Annotated in this window: 25 protein-coding genes; 9 read left to right on the plus strand and 16 right to left on the minus strand. The window is 47.0% G+C overall.

Annotation, left to right across the window (positions count from 1 at the left end; all coding sequences use genetic code 11):
* Positions 1 to 6: 6 nt before the first annotated feature.
* Together MHB43_RS30225 and MHB43_RS30230 are read left to right on the plus strand one after the other, a co-directional pair.
* On the plus strand, positions 7 to 903 hold the full coding sequence (locus MHB43_RS30225; protein ID WP_405130970.1) for an Abi family protein: 897 nt from the start codon (positions 7 to 9) through the stop codon (positions 901 to 903).
* A 250-nt stretch (positions 904 to 1,153) separates the two neighbouring features.
* Positions 1,154 to 1,654: a hypothetical protein gene (locus MHB43_RS30230; protein ID WP_405130971.1), complete on the plus strand. Its 501-nt coding sequence runs from the start codon at positions 1,154 to 1,156 to the stop codon at positions 1,652 to 1,654.
* A 299-nt stretch (positions 1,655 to 1,953) separates the two neighbouring features.
* Here MHB43_RS30230 and MHB43_RS30235 read toward each other — a convergent pair whose 3' ends face one another.
* The 4 genes from MHB43_RS30235 to MHB43_RS30250 are packed head-to-tail and all read right to left on the minus strand — an operon-like array spanning position 1,954 to position 5,740.
* A complete protein-coding gene (locus MHB43_RS30235; RefSeq protein WP_036667861.1) occupies positions 1,954 to 3,027 on the minus strand; it encodes a PotD/PotF family extracellular solute-binding protein in 1,074 nt (357 codons plus the stop codon).
* On the minus strand, positions 3,024 to 3,833 hold the full coding sequence (locus MHB43_RS30240; protein WP_062836831.1) for an ABC transporter permease: 810 nt from the start codon (positions 3,831 to 3,833) through the stop codon (positions 3,024 to 3,026). The genes MHB43_RS30235 and MHB43_RS30240 overlap by 4 nt, the downstream gene beginning before the upstream one ends.
* Entirely contained in the window at positions 3,808 to 4,641 is an 834-nt protein-coding gene (locus tag MHB43_RS30245; RefSeq protein WP_074092623.1) for an ABC transporter permease, read from the minus strand. The genes MHB43_RS30240 and MHB43_RS30245 overlap by 26 nt, the downstream gene beginning before the upstream one ends.
* Complete coding sequence (locus tag MHB43_RS30250) at positions 4,631 to 5,740, minus strand: ABC transporter ATP-binding protein (protein WP_036612848.1); 1,110 nt, start codon at positions 5,738 to 5,740, stop codon at positions 4,631 to 4,633. Before MHB43_RS30250 ends, MHB43_RS30245 begins: the two co-directional genes overlap by 11 nt.
* 255 nt (positions 5,741 to 5,995) lie before the next feature.
* Here MHB43_RS30250 and MHB43_RS30255 point away from each other — a divergent pair, with 255 nt between their 5' ends.
* Positions 5,996 to 7,351: an MFS transporter gene (locus MHB43_RS30255; RefSeq protein ID WP_405130972.1), complete on the plus strand. Its 1,356-nt coding sequence runs from the start codon at positions 5,996 to 5,998 to the stop codon at positions 7,349 to 7,351.
* Positions 7,352 to 7,399: 48 nt separating this feature from the next.
* Here the strand turns inward: MHB43_RS30255 and MHB43_RS30260 are convergent, their stop codons facing one another.
* The 3 genes from MHB43_RS30260 to MHB43_RS30270 form a co-directional block, all read right to left on the minus strand.
* A complete protein-coding gene (locus MHB43_RS30260) occupies positions 7,400 to 8,611 on the minus strand; it encodes a nitric oxide synthase oxygenase (RefSeq protein ID WP_405130973.1) in 1,212 nt (403 codons plus the stop codon).
* A 127-nt stretch (positions 8,612 to 8,738) separates the two neighbouring features.
* On the minus strand, positions 8,739 to 9,218 hold the full coding sequence (locus MHB43_RS30265; protein WP_405130974.1) for a Dps family protein: 480 nt from the start codon (positions 9,216 to 9,218) through the stop codon (positions 8,739 to 8,741).
* Between the two features lie 384 nt (positions 9,219 to 9,602).
* Positions 9,603 to 10,340, minus strand: a complete 738-nt coding sequence (locus tag MHB43_RS30270) for an HAD family hydrolase (protein ID WP_221825608.1) — start codon at positions 10,338 to 10,340, stop codon at positions 9,603 to 9,605.
* Between the two features lie 288 nt (positions 10,341 to 10,628).
* Between MHB43_RS30270 and MHB43_RS30275 the strand changes: the two genes are divergently transcribed.
* The 3 genes from MHB43_RS30275 (at position 10,629) to MHB43_RS30285 (ending at position 11,779) form a co-directional block, all read left to right on the plus strand.
* Positions 10,629 to 10,892: a hypothetical protein gene (locus MHB43_RS30275; RefSeq protein WP_051447285.1), complete on the plus strand. Its 264-nt coding sequence runs from the start codon at positions 10,629 to 10,631 to the stop codon at positions 10,890 to 10,892.
* Between the two features lie 151 nt (positions 10,893 to 11,043).
* Positions 11,044 to 11,475, plus strand: a complete 432-nt coding sequence (locus MHB43_RS30280) for an SMI1/KNR4 family protein (RefSeq protein WP_133386174.1) — start codon at positions 11,044 to 11,046, stop codon at positions 11,473 to 11,475.
* A 115-nt stretch (positions 11,476 to 11,590) separates the two neighbouring features.
* Positions 11,591 to 11,779, plus strand: a complete 189-nt coding sequence (locus tag MHB43_RS30285) for a hypothetical protein (RefSeq protein ID WP_145149558.1) — start codon at positions 11,591 to 11,593, stop codon at positions 11,777 to 11,779.
* 88 nt (positions 11,780 to 11,867) lie between these two features.
* Here MHB43_RS30285 and MHB43_RS30290 read toward each other — a convergent pair whose 3' ends face one another.
* The 9 genes from MHB43_RS30290 to MHB43_RS30330 all read right to left on the minus strand — a co-directional run bounded on the left by MHB43_RS30290 (position 11,868) and on the right by MHB43_RS30330 (position 20,710).
* Positions 11,868 to 12,731 (minus strand): IS3 family transposase, encoded by an 864-nt coding sequence (locus MHB43_RS30290; protein ID WP_405132428.1) that lies wholly within the window; start codon positions 12,729 to 12,731, stop codon positions 11,868 to 11,870.
* Positions 12,728 to 13,048 (minus strand): transposase, encoded by a 321-nt coding sequence (locus MHB43_RS30295; protein WP_405117721.1) that lies wholly within the window; start codon positions 13,046 to 13,048, stop codon positions 12,728 to 12,730. The genes MHB43_RS30290 and MHB43_RS30295 overlap by 4 nt, the downstream gene beginning before the upstream one ends.
* Positions 13,049 to 13,177: 129 nt before the next feature.
* The gene (locus MHB43_RS30300) at positions 13,178 to 14,917 is read right to left on the minus strand and encodes an adenine deaminase (RefSeq protein ID WP_405130975.1); all 1,740 of its coding nucleotides are present in this window, start codon (positions 14,915 to 14,917) and stop codon (positions 13,178 to 13,180) included.
* A 174-nt stretch (positions 14,918 to 15,091) separates the two neighbouring features.
* On the minus strand, positions 15,092 to 16,150 hold the full coding sequence (locus MHB43_RS30305) for an ABC transporter ATP-binding protein (protein ID WP_405130976.1): 1,059 nt from the start codon (positions 16,148 to 16,150) through the stop codon (positions 15,092 to 15,094).
* A gap of 18 nt (positions 16,151 to 16,168) precedes the next feature.
* Positions 16,169 to 16,960 (minus strand): ABC transporter permease, encoded by a 792-nt coding sequence (locus MHB43_RS30310; RefSeq protein WP_017691790.1) that lies wholly within the window; start codon positions 16,958 to 16,960, stop codon positions 16,169 to 16,171.
* Between the two features lie 6 nt (positions 16,961 to 16,966).
* Positions 16,967 to 17,788, minus strand: coding sequence for an ABC transporter permease (locus tag MHB43_RS30315; RefSeq protein WP_036612869.1), 822 nt, complete (start codon positions 17,786 to 17,788; stop codon positions 16,967 to 16,969).
* Between the two features lie 220 nt (positions 17,789 to 18,008).
* The gene (locus MHB43_RS30320) at positions 18,009 to 18,947 is read right to left on the minus strand and encodes a nucleoside hydrolase (protein ID WP_339306029.1); all 939 of its coding nucleotides are present in this window, start codon (positions 18,945 to 18,947) and stop codon (positions 18,009 to 18,011) included.
* Between the two features lie 100 nt (positions 18,948 to 19,047).
* Positions 19,048 to 20,118 carry a PotD/PotF family extracellular solute-binding protein gene (locus MHB43_RS30325; RefSeq protein ID WP_237177492.1) on the minus strand — a complete coding sequence of 357 codons (1,071 nt, stop codon included), beginning with the start codon at positions 20,116 to 20,118 and terminating at the stop codon, positions 19,048 to 19,050.
* A gap of 247 nt (positions 20,119 to 20,365) precedes the next feature.
* A complete protein-coding gene (locus MHB43_RS30330) occupies positions 20,366 to 20,710 on the minus strand; it encodes a Na-translocating system protein MpsC family protein (protein ID WP_017691786.1) in 345 nt (114 codons plus the stop codon).
* Between the two features lie 374 nt (positions 20,711 to 21,084).
* On the opposite strand from MHB43_RS30330, the gene MHB43_RS30335 reads away from it, so the two are divergent.
* From MHB43_RS30335 to MHB43_RS30345, 3 genes are all read left to right on the plus strand, one after another.
* A complete protein-coding gene (locus tag MHB43_RS30335) occupies positions 21,085 to 21,999 on the plus strand; it encodes a hypothetical protein (RefSeq protein ID WP_405130977.1) in 915 nt (304 codons plus the stop codon).
* A gap of 320 nt (positions 22,000 to 22,319) precedes the next feature.
* Entirely contained in the window at positions 22,320 to 23,066 is a 747-nt protein-coding gene (locus MHB43_RS30340) for a DUF3105 domain-containing protein (RefSeq protein WP_405130978.1), read from the plus strand.
* Between the two features lie 273 nt (positions 23,067 to 23,339).
* Positions 23,340 to 25,058, plus strand: coding sequence for a methyl-accepting chemotaxis protein (locus MHB43_RS30345; RefSeq protein ID WP_405130979.1), 1,719 nt, complete (start codon positions 23,340 to 23,342; stop codon positions 25,056 to 25,058).
* Positions 25,059 to 25,096 lie beyond the last annotated feature (38 nt).

Below are 25,096 nucleotides of genomic sequence, written 5' to 3' on the forward strand. Positions count from 1 at the left end.
TTTTCCTTGCCAGATGATGTTCAGCTACGTGAAATGAAAGCGCCTACTACATATGAAGAACAGCTCGAAAAGTTTAAAAACCGAAAAATGACAATTGAAAATGATGTAGAAGCAATTACAATCCTGAAACGCATTCACTATTACAGGTTTACTGCATATGCCTTAACTTTTAAACAGGATACCTCGGACAACTACATTGAAGGAACAACTTTCAACAAAGTGTATAAGCATTATTTGTATGATGCAGCCCTTAGAAATCACTTTATGAAGATTGTCGAGTACATCGAGATTGCCTTAAGATCACAAATTTCATACAAGCTCGCCCACAAGTATGGTGCTCTTGGATATACGAATGCCGCTAATTTTTCTAAAATTCAATTTCACCAACGCTTTATGGAGGATTTGCAAAAATGCATTCAAAAACAGCACAAAGAAGTGCTTATTGCTCATCATAGAGAGAATTACCAAGATAGATATCCTATCTGGGCGGCCTTTGAAGTGAGTACAATTTCTATGATGTCCTCACTCTATAAAAATTTAAAAACGTCTGACAAGAAATCTATTGATCGAGAATACTACCCTTCTCGAAACATAAGTTATAGGGAACTCGAGAACTGGTTCCACGTCTTAACTGTTTTTAGGAATAGATGTGCTCACTACAGCAGACTTTTTAATTATAGAATCCCTGTTACCATAAGATACACACGAAATGATGAATTATTAGGCTTAGACAAAGCCTTTCTTTTTGGAGCTATCTACAATGCGAAGTACCTGATAAAGGATAGAACAATCTGGGATAGTTGGGTGACTGAGCTTTCCTCATTAATCGAAGCTTACACTATAGTTGATATATCCCTTTTGGGATTCCCTACAAACTGGGAGCATCTGCTACGAAAGCAATGATAATTCTCTCTTGCAACATGCAAGCCTAAATCACATTTTTCTGTGTAACTTGTTCACCACCGTTTGGCACGGATTGTTTGCATGAAAAAGCGGCTGAGTATCTTTCGAACCTAGACTTTGGTCTAGGTTCACTTTAACTCCAAAGACGGAGGATAGACTTTTCCAGTTCATGGTATGCTGTGAGTAACGAAAGTATTGCTCTACATACAACCGTTCGGAAATTGATCTTGTATTGAGAAGGAGAGATATTATGGCTAAACGTACGATCCTTGCGCCTGTTCTCATTTTGCTGGGCGTGTACCTGATTCTGAACCAGGGAGGTTCACTCGGTCCGGGTACGATCTTTGCGAACTTCTGGCCCACGTTATTCGTGATTCCACTCGGGCTTTTCTTCCACTGGCTGTACTTCTCCATGATTGGCAGAGGGGTAGGACTGCTGGTTCCCGGTGGGTTGTTGCTCACGGTTGGTATCGTGTGTCAGATTGCCATGCTGTTTAACAACTGGAGTACAATGTGGCCGGGCTTCATTCTGGCTGTTGCTGTTGGTTTGTTCGAATTGTACTGGTTCGGTGGTCGGAACAAATGGTTGCTGATCCCCATCAACATTCTAACAGTGATATCGCTGCTGTTCTTCGCTGTAATGTCGATTGGCACGATGCTGAGCAGCTTGAGCTTTATCCAGCCTTTCGTGGCGATTGTGTTGATTATGGGTGGGGCGTGGATCATGGTGGGTCGCAAAAAGCGCATGTAACCCTTTATTCGTTCCCACTTGATCACTGCGGTGACAGAACAACTTCGGATCGCTGTTATCCCCGGATTTTTTTGAATCCCATCTAGCAATGGGAAAATCCGTTGATAAAGGCGACCGCTTGGCTTCCTTCGTTTGTTCTGTCCCCTCCGTTAACGTGTGCACGAAAAAATAACCTGAGCTTTTTGCTCTGAAGCGGGTAACAAAAAAAGGGTTACTGCTTGTCATTCAATTGAAATGACGAGCAGCAACCCTTTTTGTTTTTTTGCAAATCTAACGAACTGTACATACGCTATTGGCGGTTATTTGCTGTGCATTTTAAACTCCAGGAACAGGTCGTTATAATGCGAGAGCATTTTTTTGCCCAGATTATCGTAGACCTCCAGCTTACCTGTCAGTGTCTCGTCTGGATAAAAGCGCTCATCCTCCGATATGTCCTCTGGCAGTAGCTTAAGTGCCTCGGCGTTTGGTGTGGAATATCCGACATACTCCGCATTGCGAGCGGCATGATCCGGGTCCAGCATGAAGTTGATAAACTGGTGTGCTCCTTCAATATTACTTGCCGTCTTCGGGATAACCATGTTATCGAACCAGAGGTTCGAGCCTTCTTCCGGCACCATATAATCCAGCTTGTCGTTCTCATCCATAATCTCGGACGCATCTCCAGACCATACAAGTCCAACGGCTGCTTCCTCATTCGCGAGTAACATCTTGATCTCGTCTCCGACAATCGCTCTCACGTTAGGTGTCAATGTAGACAGCTTCTTCAGCGCTTCTTGCAGATGATCTTCGTTGGTATCGTTCAGGGAATACCCGAGACTGTTGAGACCCATACCAATGACTTCGCGTGCACCGTCAAGGAGCAGGATTTGATTTTTCAGACGTGGGTCCCACAGGTCATTCCAGCTATCAAACGTCAACCCATCCACCAGTTCGGGATTGAACACAACCCCCACTGTTCCCCAGAAATAAGGGATCGAGTACTTGTTGCCTTCGTCAAAGGACAAGTCCAAGAACCGCGGATCGATGTTGCTCAGGTTAGTCAATTTGCTGTGATCAATTGGAACGAGCAGGTCTTCCTCTTTCATTTTGCTAATCGCATATTCGGAAGGAATCGCCACATCGAACGTAGTACCGCCCTGCTCAATCTTGGTCAGCATCGCTTCATTGGAGTCAAACGTCTGATAGATAACCTTAATGCCAGTCTCGTCCTCAAATTCCTTGAGCAGATCTGGGTCGATATAATCGCCCCAGTTATAGATGGTCAGCGTGTTGCCGCCAGAATAACCCTGACTCTTATTCAGATACGAAGCCAGGATCATCAGGGCAAACGCGGCCACAAAAACAATCGCAAATGTCCGTACCAGTTGCTTCATGGACGCAGCCCCTTTCCTCCGGGTGGTATCCGTGTTGCACGGCGGTTAATGAAGTAATATCCAACCACCAGCAGCACCGTGAGCAGGAACAAGAGGGTTGATAGCGCGTTGATTGACAACGATACACCCTGCCTTGCTCTGGAGTATATTTCTACAGAGAGTGTGGAGTATCCATTACCCGTGACAAAGAATGTTACTGCAAAATCATCGAGCGAGTACGTCAATGCCATGAAGAATCCGGCAAAAATACCCGGTTTCACGTATGGCAGCACCACACGCGTCAGAATCTGCCATGAACCAGCGCCCAGATCGCGTGCCGCATCCATCAGTGTTGGGCTCATCTCCTGCAGCTTCGGCAGTACCATGATTACAACGATTGGTACACTGAATGCGATATGAGACAACAGGACCGAAGTGAAGCCCAGTTTGATGCCAATCATGGTGAACAGAATCAGGAATGACGCACCAATGATGACATCGGGACTCACGATGAGCACGTTATTGAGTGACAGCAGCGTATTTTTGGTCCGTTTGCGACGCACATGGTAGATCGCCAGTGCTCCTGCTACACCAAGGATCGTGGAGATCGCTGATGACAGCAACGCTATGATAAATGTGTTAAGCACAATGATGAGCAGCCGAGTATCGGCGAACACCTCTCTGTACCATTCAAGCGTGAATCCTTCGAAGCTGCGCATATGGCCGCCACTATTGAAGGAATAGAAGATCAGATACGCAATCGGAGCGTACAATATGGCGAATACAACGGCTAGATAGACGTTAGACAACTTTCCGTTTCTTCCCATTACGCACCTCCTTCTTGCCTGATCCAGTCAGGAACATAATAATCGCCATCGCAATAATCAAAAAGACGGCAATCGTAGAACCCATCCCCCAGTCCTGGGTGACGAGAAAATGCTGTTCAATCGCTGTTCCCAGCGTAATCACACGGTTTCCCGCAATGAGGCGGGTAATCATGAACAGAGACAGCGCAGGAATAAATACAGCCTGACAGCCTGATTTTACTCCACTAATCGTCAGTGGAAAGATAACCCGGCGGAATGTCAGCCACGATGAGGCTCCCAGATCGCGCGCCGCATAGATCAACGATGGATTCATTTCTTCCAGCGCATTGAAGATCGGCAGGATCATGAATGGAATGAAGATGTACACCGAGACAAAGATAAAGCTGAAGTCGGTGAACAGAATCTGCTGTGTGCCAATACCCACCACTTCAAGCAGGGAGTTGGTCAGACCGTACGTTCCAAACAGGCCGATGAAGGCGTACGCTTTTAACAAGAGATTGATCCAGCTTGGCAGAATAATCAGCAGCAACCATAGCTGCTTGTGCTTCGTCCGGGTCAGCATATACGCCGTCGGGTAGGAGATCAGCAGCGAGAAGGCCGTAATCAGAAATGCATACCAGAACGAACTGAGCGTCATCTGCAAGTACACCGGTGTGAAGAACCGGGCGTAGTTGCCAAACGTGAAGTTCCCTTCAACGTCGAAGAACGAGTAATAGATGACCAGCAGAACCGGCGCCACAACGAACAACACCATCCATAATACATATGGAATCAGATACGCATTGCGTGTGCTGGCCTTAGTCTGCATGAGCGGCCTCTTGATAGGCTTCGAGTCGTTTATCGAACTCTTCCTCGGTCTCGTTAAAGCGCATGACGTGTACCGCTTCCGGGTCAAAATAGAGTCCAATCCGCGCGCCTACAACGGCTTTCTTGGTTGAATGAACAAGCCACTCATTGCCCGCATCGTCGTACGTGGATATCTCGTAATGCACCCCACGGAATAACTGGGAGTCCACATTAACCTTGAGCTTGCCTTGGTCTTCCGTTGTAATCTCCAGATCCTCTGGACGAATGACAATCTCTACCGGCTCGTCCCGCTGGAGACCCTGATCGACACACTCGTGCTGTGCGCCAGCGAATTCCACCACAAAGTCCTGCTTCATTTTGCCCGATACAATGTTCGATTCCCCGATAAAGTCCGCCACAAAGCGGTTAATCGGCTCATCATAGATATCATTCGGTGTACCGCTCTGTTGAATCACGCCGCCATTCAGGACAAAGATCTCGTCCGACATCGCTAGAGCCTCTTCCTGATCATGCGTAACAAAGATAAACGTAATACCCAGTCGCTGTTGCAGCTCCCGCAACTCGTACTGCATTTCGGTCCGCAGCTTCAGATCGAGTGCTGACAAAGGCTCGTCCAGCAGGAGAATTTCAGGTTCGTTCACAATGGCGCGTGCAATCGCAACACGTTGCCGTTGTCCGCCAGACATTTCACCAATTTCACGGTTTTCATAACCGGACAGATTGACGAATTTGAGGGCTTCCAACACTTTGCTGCGAATTTCAGCTGTTTTCATCTTTTTGATCCGCAAACCAAAAGCTACGTTCTCAAATACATTCAAATGTGGAAATAACGCGTAATCCTGAAATACGGTATTCACCTGCCGTTGGTGGGCAGGCACTCGGTTGATGAGCGCCCCGTTAAAATAAATACTGCCCTGTGTCGGCTCCGCAAAGCCGGCAATCAGCCGCAATATCGTTGTTTTCCCGCACCCTGACGGGCCAAGAAGCGTATAAAATTTACCCCGCTCAATCTCAAAGCTGACTGCCTTCAATACGGCTTCATCCTGATCGTATTGCTGAGTCACCGCTTCGAAGCGGATAATCGGTTGTTGTTCTGACATGCTTCACATCGCCCCCTTATACTTGAGGTACATCTTAAGTCTGTACACTTTCGTCCATGTTTCCTTATTGATAACCCATCTATTATATATGATTCAGGTATATCCGCAATGGTTTTGATGTAAACACCACGTGTCATTTCTTCTTATTTTCATAAATCCTGCATACATTACGGGTATATGTCGATATCTACGCATTCATTTGGAAAATAAAGCATATTAGGGATTCCATTTTATGTGTGAGAGGAGTCTTGGCTCTTGGAAATTCGTCGTAACCTGCCTTTACTAATGACCATTTGTTTCCTAAGTCAGATGGGCGGATTCATGATCCTGCCCCTGTTTCCTTTGTTTATTGAGGAATTCGGCCTGTCCGGCTGGATGATGGGGGTTATTTTTGCACTTTTTTATGTGGGGAAAGTAATTGGTGGCATTCCTGCAGCGGCAATTTATAAAAAACTCGGAGGGAAAAATGCGCTCGTCCTGATGCTGATCCTGCTGGCAGTCTGTATGGGTGGCTTCGCGCTGTCTAAAGCTGTGGTGTTATTCGGCCTGCTCCGACTTCTACAGGGGCTCGCTTCCACGGGCCTTACCGTGGTCGTACGTTCCATCATCGGGGATGGGGGCAATGTAGACAACCGCGGCCTATACAATGGATATATCAGTAGCAGTGAGGGCGGCGGTATGGTACTCGGTCCCGTCATAAGTGGCTGGCTGGCTTTGCATTGGCCGCTATCGGTTCCTTTTTTGCTCGTTACCGTATGTTGTCTGATGGCCGTGGTCGCTGCGATGGGGATGAAGACGACGACACAAGCTAGAGCCAATCATGGATCTGGGGATACGTTAAGTGATCATCTAATAGAGGATCCTTCGGCTACAGTGACACAAGAACCTATCGACAAATCATCACATTCGCCACTCTCCACGGATAACGTTGTTGTAGATTCCACCATCAGTGAATCCCACCCTTTTGCTGCATCCACTGAACCTCCTTTATCTTCATCACCGTCTGACGCAAAGCATACTCAAGGTTTGTCTACAAGGCTCACACAGCGGCAGCAGCTTATCGGTTACGGCACGGTACATTTTCTGGAGATGAGCGCCTACGCGGTATTCCTCACCTATTTCGCACTGTATGCAGCTCACATCATGCATTGGGACCCATTTGCCACCAGTCTCGCCTTCACCGTCTCCGGGATTTCTACGCTTGCCGCTGCTCCCTTTGTTGGTTATCTCTCTGACCGGATGGGCGATCGCCTGTTGCTTTGCATGCTCGGCATGTTCCTGATTGGAATCGAAGTTGCTGTATTTCTAAGCACGTCCTCCCATCTATGGGTCTACGTTGGCATGCTCATTGGCGGGGTTGGCGGTGCATGTTACATGGATTCGTTCTTTGCCCATATTGGTGATCACATCCCAGACGAGAGTCGAAGTTCTGTCATAGGCAAAATTGTCTCTGCGGCCGAGATCGGCTCCATCGTATCTCCACTGGTTGCTGCGTTGCTTACGGAAGTTGGATCGCTTTACTCCGTGTTTGTGTTCAACCTGGTGCTGATTGCTGCTGCCATTATAGTTCAGGCCGTGATGCGCAGTCGGTATCGATTGAAAGAGGCGTAGTTCTTCGTTTTATAAAAAAGGATCACAAAAAATAACCCGCCTGCACAATTAATGTGCAAACGGGCATTTCATTGGTGCATCTCCGGCCTGTGGCTGGTGATTCTCTATCTGTGCATTCTGCTGCTCGCTGCTTCGCGGCTCTGCGGCAGATGCCACGCCATCTTTCAGGGTATACGCCTGATCCTGATGGAAAAAGTTCGGCTTCACGATCTCATTGCGATAGGAGCTGTGGAAAATATGCGTTGTCGCCGGAGACACTGGCGGAATCAGCCACACCCAATCCCCGGTCAGTTCACGCCCAGCCTTCTCTTCCCGCTGTTCAAACATAGCAAATTGCGCTGCTGCCGTGTGGTGATCCACAATGCTCACGCCTGCTTTTTTGAACGAATGCAGCACAGCCACATTCAGCTCTACCAACGCACGGTCCTTCCACAAGGTCGTTTCACTCGACGTATTCAATCCAAATGCTGCCGCCACTGCAGGCAGCTTGTTATACCGAAACGTGTCTGCCAGATTACGGGCGCCGATCTCGGTACCCATATACCAACCATTGAACGGTGCTGCCGGGTAGGATATGCCACCAATCTCCAGACGCATATCGGCAATCATCGGCACACCGTACCAGCGCATGCCAAGCTCCGCAAGCTCCGCTCGTTCCGGGTGTTCGATAAGAATTTCCACAATCTCTTCTTCGGGTATAACATACCACTCTGGAGCTTGTCCTTGCACCTGAATTATGAGCGGTAACACATCATAGGAGCTACCTGCCCCCTGCCAGCCAAGTGACATGGCCGCCTTGGTCAATTCCACCGAAGCAGGATCTCCAACAATGCCTTGCTCTGTCTCATATCCCGCATAACGAATAAGCTGATGATTCCAGAGACGTACCGGAGTTCCATTCGGCCCATCCGGTGGAAGGATGGTAATCATCGGAATCACTTTGCCACCGTTGGATGCCACATGAATATGATTCAGCACAGCATCCGCTGCCGTTCCTGCTGTATCGGCATGGCGTGCGTCCACGATTCGCAATTTATCCCAGAACAGCCGCCCGATGCAGCGGTTGCTGTTCCGCCATGCCATTTTACAACCTTGCTCCAATTCTTCTGTGGTATGCACATAGGTACCCGTTACTTCGATCTCGCCCATAACGACAGCAAGCCGGACCTGCGCGTCTTCACGCGAATGGCCCAGCTCTTCATAACATGTATATATAAACCGTTCAGCTTCTTCCTGCAATTGTTCCAGGTCTGACCGCATCGTTCATTCCACCATTCTGTACATCTTGAATGCCATCATTATACGGCAAGCACACCGGATTTGTAAGCGAACGGACACTTTGTTCACGGACTCTACATATCGTTGTCAGGATGTAGGGTGACTTTGCTTATTTGCCCAGAAATGCGTTTAACATCCAGACTTCTTTATCCAGTGCAGCGGTGAATCCAATTAGCATATCTTCGGTTGCATTATCTTCCGCTTCTCCTGCTTCGTGAATGCCTTGGCCAATCACTTCCACCATCGTGCGCAGATCATCAACCACCGACTCTACCATACGCTCAGCAGACAACTGGCCTTGTACCTCTTCAATCGGAGACAGACGCAGTTGTTCAGTCATTGTAGCCACCGGACGTCCACCAATAGCAAGCAAACGTTCTGCAACTTCGTCCATATTTGCCGTAGCCAAGTTGTACAGCTCTTCGAATTTGGCATGCAATGTGAAGAAATGTGGCCCTTGGACATACCAGTGGAAGTTATGCAGTTTCGTGTACAGTACGGACCAACCTGCGATCTGACGGTTCAGGACCTCTTGAAGTGCTGTGGCGTTGTTAGCAAAAGTGTTGTTTCTAGTTTGGATTGTGCTCATGGAATTTATCCCCTCTCGAATATAAAAATAGAATTTGATTGATTGTTATGGACTACTTTGATTCGTTAGTTTTAATTTAGACTTAATCTAAATCTTGTTTTAATTATAACACCGCATATCCTGTTTGGGAAGGCATTTGCACTGTCTTGTACATGAAGATTCCATGAAGTACAGCTTCATCCTATATCATTATAAAAAGTGGAGTTACACTGCCCACACGGCTGATTAATGAGGGTGTGTAGTACTGCCTGCACCAGATCCCACTTTTTATTTATACCTTTAATTACGCTCACATACTGCGAATATTCTCACAGTTCAAATAACGTAAAAACAGCCCTTCATCTCAGCGAGATGATAGGACTGCATGAACCCACCTGTACAATTTTATTGCTTAACAAACTCAAAAGTCAGGATACGACTGATCTCTTCATAGCTCCGTGCTACAAAATGAGGTTGATGATCGGACTCCGGCAGCGCCTCCCGATGGTTGAACCAGATGACTGTCCACCCCGCATCGACCGCACCTACCACATCATTACGCCACGAGTCGCCAATGTAATAGCTGGAACGGGCATCTGTCCCGGAATGCTTACTCACATATTCAAACAACCTGCGATCCGGCTTTGCATAACCAGTTGTACCGGAGATGAAGACCAGATGCTCGTCCACGAGACTAAGCACATCCAGTGCTTCAAGCTTGCGGCGCTGATGCTCTCCTTCTCCATTGGTGATTAGACCAACGGTATGGCCTTCTGCCTGAAGCCTTCTGATCAGCTCATACGCTCCTTCAAAAGGTACAATCTCAAACTGTCTGCTCAGATACTGTGCTTGTAGTTCTTCAGCCTGTCCCGATTGTAGGGGGAGTCCGAACTCTTCCATCGTCAACTCAAACCTCCGACGGCGCATTCGCTCTACTGCATCCGCTTCTGGTACAGCGGACAGATCTTCTTGTGCAGACAGCCAGTCACTATAATAACGAAAACGATGATAGGCCTCAGCATAAGGGAACTCATCGGGCAGGCCGAGAACGTCCTGCAACGCGCCACAAAGTGGCTGCAAGTGATCATATAACGTATCATCCACGTCGAAAAATATGGTTTTAGCATTATCTATTTCACTCATAATGGTTGTCTATCCTCCTGCTTTTGCGTCCAAACACTCTTTTCTTACTACTATATATGTATTCCTATGCCTCGTCCAAAAGGGATTTGTTGCGTGATCATCTCTACTCCAGAACAGTACCCATAATAACGCTTAGACCAGAATTGATCGGACGGCTTTATATGTTAAAATAAGGATGATTAAATCTGAGGTGATGACGATGTTCAACCCAAAATTCTTCTCCTATTAGTTGTGCTCAAGGCACTGGCTACTCAAGCCAAAATCTAGCCCGGTACAACGGGGATGAAGATGTTCACACAGGAAGAGATTCAATCATGGGAAAATGAAACAGCTTTTGCACAGAGACACAACAAGAAGTTCATTGATCCAAGAAAAGAAAAGCTGAAAGATCACCGTAAAGGAATCAAGAGCACGCATTACAACAAAGAAAGTAAACCCGATCGTAAACATGATTATCGTCTGTATAGAACCAAAATGAAGCGTCTCATGCACCACGAGCAATACGATCTTCTGCACAACTATAAACGAACGAGCGGTTGGCTAACTTGGTAAACTGGAGTTAGAAGAGTAGTCCTTACATAACATTACTGCGCTACATCAAAAACAGTAGCCTTTTAAGTTAAGAAGGACTTCTTTTTTCAATCAATTACATACCGTTTCATTCGTTACTGACAGTTAGAATATATCGAGGAGGCCTTTATTCATGTGGAAAGAGCATCTTCATAGCATTTCGAAGGAGTATACGTTCAGTCCCCCTGCATCTGGTGATGACATTGCAAAGATGGAAGACTCCTTACAGGTTACGCTCCCTCGTGAATTAAAAGAAATATTGCTCGAAACCAATGGAGTCAGAGCTATTTACGATTTGGGACTTATCTGGTCAGAAGATCGAATTAAGAATGAAAACAGACATTATCGGGATGACCACTCCCAAGATTACTACATGCCCTTTGATCACCTGCTCTTCTTCGGGGAAAGTGGGATTGGGGATTTATTTGCTTTTCCTGTGACAGGGGATGGAACGTGTAGAGATGACGTGTTTGTGTGGAATCATGAAAATGACAGCCGAAAATGGGTCGCACCTTCAGTGTCCAAATATTTGGAGTGGACTTTAGAAGGCAAAATAAAAATTTAATTTACGGACTAACGGACCCTAATCTACGATGAATAATTAGATAATTTTGTATTTCCATTTAATGAATATTATATTAATGAACACATTACAAATGAATAAAAGGTGGAATGAACTTATGAGTACATCAGAAAAGAAATGTCATGATTGCGGAGGAACATCTTTCGTAGAAGCATCGGATTACATCAACCTTCGTCCATTGGATAAGAAAATGACTCTCGGTGTGGAAAAAATGTACACGGTTTGTCTGGATTGTGGCGAAGTTGTTTCCATTAAAGTGAAGAACCCAGAGAAGTTGCTAAAATAATAATAATTCCAATAAGCACAGACAAAAACACCCTAGCTCACAATTGTGAAATTGGTCATACCCCTGTCAAGTAGACAGATGAAAAAAGCTATGCTGCCAGTGCGCATCGATATTCAATCGGTGCGCGCTGTTTGAGTTTGGCTTGAAATCGTCGGTAGTTGTAATGGTACATGTAATCTTCCACGGCTTGTCGAATCTCTGCTTCTGAATTACACTGGTTAAGGTACAGCTTCTCTGTCTTGAGATGCGAAAAGAAGGATTCGATGCATGCGTTATCCAGGCAGGTTGCTTTGCGAGAGTGGCTGCCCTTCACGCCGAATGCTTCTAATCGTGTGTTGTACGCCTGAGACGTGTATTGGAAGCCTTGATCCGAATGGAGCACGGCTTCCGAAACGTCTCTTTTTTGTGTCCATTGTTCCACCGTATCCAATACGAGCTGAACATCGTTCCGTTTAGATAATTGCCAAGCTACAATTTCGTTGTTGAACAAGTCTTGAATGACAGACAGATAAACGAATGTGTTTCCATCCGAAATATAAGTAATATCCGTCACCATTTTTTGCTGGGGGGCTGTGGCATGAAATTTGCGCTTCAGGCGATTCGGATAAATCACAGATGGCGTATAGCTGGACTTCTTCCGCTTCTTACGAATGACCGATTGGATCGATAGTTCCCGCATGATTCGCCATACTTTCTTGTGATTAACGTTCAGACCAGCCTCCCAGAGCGCCGTTGTCATGCGAGGATAACCAAACTCTCGGTTTGCAAAATGAATAGCCATCATGTGTTCTTTGATCTCACGATCACGGTCTTGTCTTGCGTCTCGCTGCGGCTGTGTTGCTCGCCATTTGTAATAACTGGAACGGGGTATTCCTGTAATCGATAATAGGCGTGTAATGCTATGCGAGCAGCGCAATTCGTCTATGATATCGTAGTTCTCCCGTTGGCTCAGCGCTTCTCCTTTACTAGATTTGGATACCGCTTTTTTAAATAATCCACCTGTGCTTGAAGGTAGTCACGTTCTTCTTCTACACTGCTAAAGGCAGTACGGGGACGTCCTTTCATTGGATTCGGAACATTGTTTTTTCGCTCATCGAACGATTCCCCGTTTTTCCACTTTTTCACCCACACCTTCAGTTGTGAACAGTTTCGAATTCCTTCGCGTTCAGCTACCACTTTATAACTTGAAGACCCTTCGACATAGGATCTAACCGCATTCAATTTAAATTCTTCGGTATACGTCTGAAATGTTTGTCCTTTTTTTGCCATAAAAATATCCCCTCCAAGTGTCACTTGAACCCTCATGATAACATGAAGGCTTTTTCAAGTGTCTACTTAAAGGGGATAATACCAAATAGGGTGTTTTTTCATGTGCATCACGACATATGTGTCTTCAAACTATACAATCAACGATACAACCTTACCTGCATTCACATCAATCAAGCCATGGTCCGTAATCTTCAACGCGGGACTTACCGCAAGGGAATGGGTGCTGATCGACATGATTGGGTTGTAATGCACATATCCAAGAGACAACATCGCTGCTCTCAATTCCTTCACTTGATGGGAAACCACTGCAAGTGGTTCTTCCGTCAAAATGCCACCTACAGGAAGTTCCAGATGGGACAGCACCTTGCCATCTTCCACCACACAGAACCCACCCTGGCTCGAAATTACCGTGTTAGCTGCCAATATCATATCTTCACGATTACGTCCTACAACCAGCAGGTTGTGATTGTCGTGTGAATATGTCGTTGCAATGGCGCCGCGTTTGATGGTGTCTCCACCGATCAGGCCACGTGCACGATTGCCGTTCACGCCATAACGTTCAAAGGTCGCGATCTGCGCATATCCACTTTCTTCCCACTGCAATTCGCCATCTGAGGACTGAACCGATGCAATATGCTCTTCCACAAAAGTAGAACCATCCTTGACCATCATGACACGGCATTGGTACTCACCTTCACCAGCGAGATCAACCCCTGATCCACTGACTTTTGGGTCTGACAACTGAATTGCAAAATCCGCTACGCCCAGCTTCTCCAACTGTACACTCTTATAGAAGTGAGGTGGGAACTGCCCGGTTATGCGTTCCTGCTTATACGGTTCGTAATCGTCATAAGCTTTGCGGCCGTTTTTGTACACCTGATCAATAGCGAGCTCCTCCAGGTTAGATAACAACACATAATCGGCCACTTTGCCTGGGGCAACGCTGCCACGATCGGTCATTTTCATCCGGGAAGCAGGGGTTGATGTTGCTGCATAAATCGCGTCTTCCGGACGCATCCCCATCTGAATTGCCTTGCGTACGATATGATCCAGATGACCACGCTCCACCAGTGAATCCGGCATTACATCATCTGTTACGAAGCAGAAATGCTGCGCCACATCATGTTGAATCAGGTACTCCATGACTTCCGGGGTCATTGATTTCTCTTGAATTTCAATAAACATACCTGCCGCAATCCGCGCCTGTAATCCCTCAATGCTCTGATGAGTATGATCGGAATCAATACCTGCGTAGATCAGTCGATGCAGATCGAGTCCAAGCAGTTTCGGTGTATGTCCTTCGATCACAAGATCCGGATAGTTTTTGCGGATATGCTGTAGAATCTGGTTTGTCTTGCATTCCGGATCACGGATGACATCGACATAGTTCATGATCTCGCCCAGACAGATGATCTCGCCAGTGGCGAGCAGCACGTCCATATCTTCGATCTCGATCGAACCGCCTGTTGTCTCCATCGGGGTTGCCGGAACGGAACTTGGGATCGCATAGAACATGTCCACCGTCGTCTCCCGACTCGCAGCCATCATCTCCTGCACACCCTCCAGCCCGAATACATTCGCCATCTCATGCGGTTCCGCTACAATGGACGTTACGCCGCAGCCAATCAGACCATGGGAAAAGGTTTCCGGTGTCACCATCGTGCTTTCGATATGCAGATGGATATCGATCAAGCCAGGAATCATGTATCTTCCCCGCGCATCAATGACTTCGTCTGCCTGAATCATCTCCGGTCCGCCGGGTCCAACATACAGGAATCTGCCGTCGAGTACTGCAACGTTGTTCATTTCAAACCGTTTATAATAACTGTTATACACATGTACATTCACAATTAGTTGATCTGCACGCATGGGGCATAATCTCCTTCTTCACAAACATTTCACCGCGATCCGGACTGGACAATGAATCTGCACTTTAATCAGATGTACTGCACTTGATTGCGTACCACTGCCTCGTCCGTAGTCATCGCATGAAATGCCTTCTTTGCTGCTCTTATTTCTTAATGCTACTCCCTACATTCACGACTACTCTACCAATACAAGCTTGTCCTGTGGGAAAATCAGGCTAACACGCTGCCCACTAAGGTACGGTGTTTCCATCTCCTGATTTGCTGTAAAATCACCCAGCTCCGTCTCGATTACATACTGATAACTGCGTCCCAGATACGTGCTGACTTTGATAATCCCCGGCAATGCATTTACCACATCCGCAGAGGTATCTCCACTAACGATCAGATCATCCGGGCGAATCGCACCTTTGCGTGCACCAGGACGTGCTGTTCCAGGATGTGCAGTAGCTGTAAACGTACGTCCACCTGCGCTCAGGGTGATTAATTCACCTGCATCACTGCGATCCGCAAATTCAATAAAATTATGGAACCCGATGAATCGTGCTACAAATTCAGTCGCCGGATATTTGAAAATGGTTTCCGGGCGGTCGAGCTGCTCGACCAAACCTTTGTTCATAATCGCTACCTGATCCGAGATCGAGAAGCACTCTTCCTGGTCATGAGAGACATACAGCGTTGTAATGCCCAGCTCTTGCTGAATCCGGCGAATCTCCACCCGCATGTTGAGGCGAAGGTTGGCATCCAGGTTACTGAGTGGTTCGTCGAACAAGAGCAGGTCAGGTTCAATCACCAATGCGCGAGCAATCGCCACACGTTGACGCTGTCCACCAGACAATTCTTGTGGAAAACGTTTCTCAAATCCATTCAGGTTAACCACTTCCAGGATTCGCATCACACGGGAAGAGATATCCTTGTCTTTTACTTTACGCATCCGCAGGCCAAAGGCCACGTTGTCATAGACAGACAGATGTGGGAATAACGCATAACTCTGAAATACAAATCCGAAGTTCCGCTTGTTCGCCGGAACCTTCGTATAATCCTTGCCGCCAAACATAAACTTGCCCTGTGATGCTTCCAGGAATCCGGCGATGAGGCGCAGCGTAGTTGTTTTGCCGCAACCGCTCGGTCCGAGCAGGGAGAGCAGTTTACCTTTTTCCAGCTCCAACTGAAAATCCTTCAGGATTGTCTGCTTATCGTATGCCACGGATACGTGGTCTAATGTCAGCAATGCCATAGCGTTCTGCGCCTCCAATTAACGTTTAGTAAAGTATGAAAATCCGCCCATGATCCGTTCGATCACGAACATTAATAGTCCGGTCAGTACCATCAACAGCACGGAAATCGCTGCAATCGTTGGGTCAAAATAATTCTCCACATACGTCAGCATCTGGATCGGTAATGTGCTTACCCCTGGTCCGGTCATGAACACCGAGATGTCCACGTTGTTGAAGGACTCCAGGAAAGCAATCAGCACGGCAGCGATAATTCCTGAGCGGATGTTGGGAAGCACGATCGTGAAGAACGTTCTTACCCGTCCCGCACCAAGACTCAGCGCAGCTTCTTCCACTGCAAAATCAAAGCTCGACAGACTCGACGCGATAACCCGAATGATGAATGGAAGCATGATAATCGTATGACCGATCAACAGTCCGAGATACATCGGCAGATGGTAGATTACGATCAGGTATTTCATCAATGTAAAACCAAGCACGATTCCCGGGATCAGTACCGGGGACAGGAACAGTGCGTTCAGCACGGACTTGCCTTTGAAATCGTAACGACTAAGTGCATACGCAGCCGGAACTCCGAGCACCAGTGCCAACAAGTTTCCCAGTAAGGAAATGATGATGGACGTCTGGAACGTGCGGAGGAAACCGCCTGTGTTGAAAATATTCTCATACCAGCGGAAGGAGAACCCTTCCGGCGGAAATTTGAGTACCGTTCCCGGTTCAAACGAAGTGACCGATATGATCAGAAGCGGGCCCAGCAGAAAGATAAAGACCAGCAGACTGAACAGACCCAGCCCGATATGTTTCTCCCGCATATGTGTCTACCCCTTCGGATTTAAAGTTTTGGCCATTTTGTTCATGACACCGACCACGACAAATGTAATTACAATCATAATCGCGGCAACAACCGAGGCCAGATACCAGTCGTTGAGGGTCATGGCGTTTTGATACAGGAACGTAGCAATTACACGCTGCTTGCCTCCAAGGAGGGCAGGTGTGGTATACGCCGTCAGGCTTCCAACAAAGACAAGCACGGCTCCGATCACAAGTCCTGGCACAGCCAGTGGGAACACGACCCGGCGGAATGCCGTAATGCGCGATGCACCCAGACTTTGTGCTGCTTTGAGCAGGTCACCGTCAATGTTCTCCAGCACACCCACCAGAGAGATAATCATCAGTGGCAGGAACAGGTGTGTCAGACCGATCATCATCGCTGCCGGCGTGTACAGAATGTCCAGCGGCTTGTCCACGATACCCAGACCAACAAGGGTATTATTAATCAGCCCTTTGCGTCCAAGAATGATCATCCAGCTAAACGAGCGCACGACCGGGCTCGTCAGCAGTGGGAAGATCGCCAGTGCCAGCAAAATGCCTTTACGGCGCGGCGCTTTCTGCGAGATATAATAAGCTGTCGGGAATCCGAGCACCACACAGACGATGGTGGTGACCACGCTGACTTGCAGCGTCGTAAGCAATATTTTCAAAAAGTATGGGTCTCTGAAAAAATGCATGTATCCTTCAAACGTAAAGGAGTTTTCTTGGAAAAACGTCGACCCGATCGTCAGGACAATCGGAATGATCATAAATGCCGCCAAAAACACAAATCCCGGCAGCAATAGCCAGTAGATTACTGATTTCTTCATCGCGATACTCCTGACTTTTAAAATGGTTTTATTCACACGTTAAAAGCACAACTTTACACTAGCTCACTCCGTGCCAGAAGAATCTTTCGATCGCTGTTATCCCCAGATTTTTTGATCCTTATTTAAAAGGGGAAATCCGGGGATAAAGGCGAACGCTTCGCTTCTCCAGCTTTCTTCTGTCACTACGTTATTGTGTAAAATATGAATTTAACTATCATAACTACGCGTTTAACGCGTTGATAAACAGTTCAAGGAAGCTTTCTGCATCTACAGTTTCGCAAACGAGCGTGTTGGGTTGCTCACCCAAACGGTTTTGGAAGTCGCATACCATCTGACCATCGCACAGGCGGCTGGCGGTTTCGACATCGACATAATACGATTTGCGTCCTACCAGTTCCGGGGCAAGGGCTACACCCACGGCTAGTGGGTCATGTAAAGCGCAAGCGCGGACGCCGTTCATTTGTTCATAACGGTTGATATAAATCTCTGTGCTTTGAGCGACGTATGCACGAATTACAGGATCTGTGAGGCGCTCAATCGTTGCTTCATTCAGCAATGTTTGACGCGTCACATCCAGTCCGACCTGAGTAAGCTTCTCGATGCCTGCGTGCAGTACGATGCGAGCTGCTTCTGGATCAGCGTATGTGTTGTACTCGGCAGTCGGTGTAATATTGCCATGTCCGCGAACAACACCACCCATGAAGATGACTTCCTTCAATAAAGAAGGCAGTTCAGGACACTTCATCAACGCGAGGGCCAAGTTGGTTAATGGTGCGGTCATAATTAATGTCAGTTCGCCTGGATACAACTTGGCTTGCTCCACGATAAAGTCTGGCGCAAAACCTTCCTCGGCTTTCTTAGACACGGCCGGATCAGGCAGCGCACCGCCCAACCCGTCCTGTCCATGTACCCGGTGTTCATAATGCGACTTGCGAGTAAGCGGTCCAGCTGCTCCGGCAATGACCGGGATCGTTGGTGCACCCGCGAGTTCAAGAATTTTGCACGTATTCTCTGTTGCCTGCTGGAGTGATACGTTCCCACAGACTGTGGTGATACCGAGGATGTCCAGCTTCCGGCTTTTGACCGCCAGCAAGATCGCCAGTGCATCGTCAATCCCCGTGTCCACGTCCAGAATGATGCGATTTTGCGCTTCACTCATCCGTTCTCAACTCCTATACGGTGATATGGTTGCTTGCTGCAAATGATATAAGTTGAACATGTTGATCAAAGATACTTTTAAATCAGTCGGTTACTTGTTTTTATTGTGCAATCTCACGGTTCCAGCGATCTGTCCAGCCCTTAACCTGTTGATTCACGAATTCCATATCCAGCTTGTTGAGCTTCTCAACAACTTCAGCGCCGTATGTTACACCTTCTGCTTCTTCAGCAGTCAGTTCAACCTTTGTGTTAACCGGGGAATCGACCTTGGCTTTAGCAGATTTCGCTTGTACATCCTGGCTCAGCTGCCAGTTGATGAACTCTTCAGCCAGCTCTTTGTTTTTGCTGCCTTTCACGACATTGATTGTGTTCATCACGGCATATGCACCTTCGCTAGGTGTAACAAACTTGGCATTAGGCACGGCTGCTTTCAGATCTTTGAAATACATTTCCATGATCGGTCCGCCCGCAATCTCTTCTTGGGAGAACATGTTCACGAACTCGGAAGTTTGGCTATAGAATTTAACCACATTGCCGCTCAGTTTTTTCAGTTCAGCAAATGCCGCATCTTCATTAAACGTATCGTTCCCAGCTACACGGGAAGCTGCATCCACAACCATTGGGCCAGCTGTTGCTGTAATATTCGGGATGGTCAGATTACCCTCGAACGCCGGGTCCCACAGGTCACTCCATGAAGTCACTTCTTTGGATACGAGATCCGGGTTATAAGCAATACCGAGCTGTCCAACGGTGTAGGCCGGGCCATAATCTTCACCAAGTGGTGCTTTGGCAATATCATAAATGTCATTTACATTTGGAATTTTGGAGCGGTCGATTTTCTCAAACAGACCTTCATCGATACCTTGTTGTGCATAGTAATCAGACAGGTAGATAACATCAACATTTGATGTACCTTGACGAATTTTGTTCAGACGTTCAGCGTTATTGCCGACTTCGAGCACGATGTCTACATTATGTTCTTTTTCAAAGGGGCCAAATACCGATTCATTGAAGAAATCTTCCGAGAAGCCCCAAGTGGAGATAACCAATTTGTTCGCTGCTGTTCCCCCACTGCCTGATCCGCCTGTTGCATCCTCTGTACTGCTGCCACAACCTGCAAGTAATACCGATGTCATTGCCACTGCTGCCAAACCGCTAATCCACTTTTTCATCATGATCCTTATTCCCCCTGATATATGTGATGTGTATGAAAAAACAAAAAGAAAAGTGCTCTTGTATAAACAAGAACACTTTTCTTCGTAAACAAAGGAAAGCGACACCCGCTGCCGGTACATCATCGGTTTCTGCTTCAGAATCAATCCAAAGACAGACGCCATCATATGAAATTGTACGGAACCTGATCATGAATCCGGATAACCTCGGTATATATCAACAAGAATCAATCCTGCCGATCCATCCTTAGGCCTGTTCCAGAATCACATTCGTGATCGCCCACTGAGTGGACGCATCATAATCCCGCAATATAGCTTCGATTGGCAAACCCATGTGTTGCTCGAGCTTCTCCCGGAATTTCTTCTTATATAAGACAGACATGCGGAAGTCCACTTCCAGCTTTAAGCCGGGGGCCTCCCCTTCCAGGGCGTCAGAGCGCGGTGAACGTCGGTGCTTCGCGTAGAAGGTCACAATATTCTGGTCAATGGTCACTCTCAGGAGAGTGGTGCCAAATCCGAACAGTTCCTTCGAAATTTCGTTATAATACTGGCACATCTTCTTCTTGCTCTCATTGCTGTCCAGTAGTTCCATGAACTCACCCACATCTCTTACTACCGTACATTCGACGTGTTAACACGATTGATTATACATAAATATACGATCATAGGCAACCCAAAAGATATAGTTAACATGATAATAACACATAAAAGCGAACGATGAGACATTAACAGCAGAAAACAATTCGGCTTATACCACAGTGAATTTACATTAATATGCCTGCATGTCATTCCTATACTATTGTTGCTTCTACACTCCGCTTTCATACAGAGGATTCGTGGCTTTGTTTCAACTTTCCCTAAATGGGCACTTATTGCTGCGAAACATAGACAAACTTCGTCATTAACCGTTAAAATGAGACACAATGTTGACATGTTTTTATTTTCTAGAAATTGGAGGCTTATACCATGAAATGTCCAGTATGTAATCATGAAAATGGAGATGCCCATTTTTGCGAGAGGTGCGGCTCTAATCTAACCCAAACAACTTCATCACCAACTCCTGTGCCGAACCCAGAATCTGCTGCTTCCGAACCCGAATATACCCGTTGGTCCAGCACGCAGACTACCTCTTCCCAGACATCTGCTCCATCCAACACACCATCCGTCTCCATTCACAAGGAACAGGCGAGAGAATCAACAGGTACCAATGACCATGCTTCTGCAGGAGGCAATAGCTCCAATCAGTGGAATAATATTGTGCAGAATGAGAAAGTTCAGCAAGCCAAAGAAGTAAGTAAACAGTATCTGTCCTATTTCCTCAGTGTATTGGCCCGTCCTTATCAGACGATGAAAACCGTTGGCGACCAGCATTCACTAAACGGATGGCTAACGATGGCGCTAATTGCAGTTCTATCTTCTACATACTTCTTAATTACCTTTAGTCGCATAGGCATGGACGGCTTGTTCATTGGTGGATTTTTAAGGCCGCTATTGTTCACCGTCATTATCCTGATTGCCTCTATTGCACTGATGTACGCTATTCTGAAGATTGAAAAAATAACCTTCCGCCCCAAAACACTGGTTGCCCAGTTTGGTACATTGCTTGTTCCTGCTGTCGTATCCCTTGTTCTGGCGAATCTGTTTATTATCATCTCGTATTCCATCGCGATCTCATTGCTTGCTGTCTCGTATATCATTATCTTTGTTGCTCTGAACTCGGTGCTGTTCCAATATCCACTGAATCGCACCCAAGCAGCCATCGATAGCATGTACAGTGTGCTGATCGCCAATGTGGTCGTATTCTTTATTCTGTATCGATTGTTGGGTGAGATTATCATTGGACTGATCCGCCTAATGCTTTCACCGTTTGGTCGTCTGTAAAATAGTTCAGTTGGAATAAGCTTATTTACACTTGTTACTACGATGACAGAACAACCTTCCGATCGCTGTTATCCCATTAGATTATATTAAGGCGCTCCCTGCTCACTCGGGGAACGTCTTTTTTGGTTTTCTAAGGCAGCATTGCGCCGAGCATGTTTCATACACTATAATGTGTAGTGCAACAGGTATGTTCTTATTTACGTAACAAACACGGAACCAGCAACTCCCGTTACGTAATGAGCGGATTCACCGTTGCCACTAACACTACATTATGTAGTGTATTAATCACTCATTTTACACAGAAAGCAGAGGAACTCTCTATGGACATGACTCATATGAATCATATGCAAATGGAGCACGAGGCAGGTACATCCTACCTGTGGCTCATCGTAGGTGTAATCGTATTACTGTTCTCCATCGCCGCCTATATCTGGGCATCACGCACACAGGGCAAAATCCTGGGCCACATGAAAAAGAAAGAGCGGGCGGACATCCAGAAAAAAAGTCGATCCCTTCGGCTGGCTGCACATGTAATGATAGCTGTGTCGATAATTATGTTTGGCCTGTTCTTTATGCAAGGAGCAGGTAAAACATATAATGTAGCCGATCTGGCATCCAACGCGACCATCGATGTTACAGACGATAAATATTATGGGGCTGACCATACGGAGGACCCTATCCAGTATGAGATGACAATTCCAACATCGGGGCCGCATAATCCGCATGATATCAAGTTTGGGTTTTACACTGACTTCCCGGGCTACAATTACCTGGTACACAATCTGGAGCACGGGGATATCATCATCTATTATCGTGAGAACGCAAGCGAGGATTTGAAGGAACATCTGAAATACCTAGCCAAATTCCGCGAAGCCGGAGCAGGTATTCTGGCTGTACCCAACAAGGATATTCCCGAAGGCAGTGAAGTCGTGGTGACCGCATGGACCAAAACAATGAAGCTCGACCAATTCGACGATGCCAAGGTGGGTACTTTTATCAATAAATATATTAATCAGGGACCTGAAAAGATTCCTGCCTCTGTTCGCCAGGGCGGCGGAACGATGTAATGACTTAATCACTCAGTCATATGAAGCCCCTCTAAGGAGTAACAATGAGGCTTCTTCCAATGATAAGCATGGTCAATATAGGATTGAAACGAAACTAGCTCCCGGATCAAATTGACTCGGGGGCTAATTCTTTATGGACCGGATGCCGATATTTCAAGTAGAAAATGGTATATTTGATATACAATACATACGAACCAAAGAAGAACGACAAGCACCAAGTAAAGAGACAAAGAGACGATTGATTCAACAGATCAAGGGGGAACACTTTTACCAATGAACAGTTTGTTTATGAGGATCTTTTTATTTTTTTCCTGTCTGATGCTGGCCGTGGGTGCGGTTCTTGGCATTACCATGTACCGTTCATCGGCCCAACTGGTCGAACAATCCATGGGAATGCAGGCACAGGCTGTGGGTGAACGGGCAGCTGCATTAATTGACACCTCTCTGTATGCACCACTCAGTACCGGACAGGACGAGACAGCGTATTACGGCGTATTGCGTGAGCAGCTCAGTCAGCTGCGCGAGGCCAATGGACTCAAGTATCTGTACACCCTTGGTACACGCGAAGAAAATGGAACAAATACATATTTCTACGTTGTGGATGGGGCTGCTGTCGATGTGGCAGAGGATGACTTCTCCCCTTACGGTTCCGCAGAGGAGACCCATTATGAAGGAATGCTGCAAGCTTTTGAACAGAATGAGCCTATTCGGGGTGAACTCACACAGGATGAATATGGAGCTACCATTACAGCATATGTGCCAATCCATGGGGATGACGGGAAAGTACTAGGATTGGTCGGTGCGGATCTGGATTCCACTGCGGTCTATGAACTGATGTCCCGCAACCGAATGACCATGATCTGGACAGCCTTGGCTATTGTTCTGCTGAGTGTCTTGTTGGTGTATGGATTCGCCCACTACTTGACCCGTCCATTGGTAAAGTTGAAGAAGTTAATCACCCAGGTAGGAAAAGGCGACCTGACCGTCAACGTTGAACTTAGTCGCAAGGACGAGGTAGGACAGCTCGCTTCGGAGTTCAAACATCTGGTTACAGGTACTCGTGATGTCATGACGGGCATCCGTCAAAGCTCCGATTCTCTGCTACAGGCTGCCGAAGGTGTATCGAAACATTCACAGGCGACTGCTGAAGCCAGCCAGCGCATTGCCGAGCATACCAATCATACGGCCAGTGGAGCTGCCGAACAGGTGGCTCGTGCGGGCGAAGTTACGTTAGCCATGGAAGAGATCACGCGCAGCATGCAGCACATTGCGAATTCTTCTTCTATGGTCGCGGATGTATCACAGGAAACGACCAATAATGCGGTGCAAGGTCAAGCCAACATCAACACAGCGATGGACAGCATGGACAAAATTCATCAAGCAAATGTGCAGATGGTGGCCTCCACCTCTCAGCTGGAGCAGTACTCAGGTAAAATTGAATCGGTAGCACACCTGATGAAAGGCATCGCTTCACAGACCAATCTGCTCGCACTTAATGCAAGTATTGAAGCGGCTCGTGCAGGAGAGTATGGTAGCGGGTTTGCGGTGGTTGCCTCCGAGGTTCGCAAGCTTGCGGGGGAATCAGAGCAATCGTCCCAGCATGTAACCGAACTGATCGCCGAGATGACACGCCAGACTGCCCTGTTGTCAGAACATATGTCTGCCAGCACATCAGCAGTCCAATCCGGTCTCGCTGTTGTTCAGGAGGCAGGCCGTTCATTCACATCCATTCATACCGGGATTGAGACGATGAATGAACGTCTGCACGAAGTATCCGCAGCATCTGAGCAGCTGTCTGCCAGTGCAGAAGAAGTATCCGCTTCTGTGGAGGATATGGAACATATCTCACGCGAATCCTCTTCGAGCATACAGAAGGTGTCTCATGCTACCGGAAGCCAACTGCAATCCATGGATGAGATGAGTGCATCCGCCGAATCTCTGCGGGTATTGTCCAGTGAGTTGAACGGATTGATTGGTCGATTTAAAATATAGCGGGCAGCTTAGATTGCAGATCAGCCCAAAACAAATAG

The sequence above is a fragment of the Paenibacillus sp. FSL H8-0317 genome, assembly GCF_045040685.1.
Lineage (GTDB): Bacteria > Bacillota > Bacilli > Paenibacillales > Paenibacillaceae > Paenibacillus.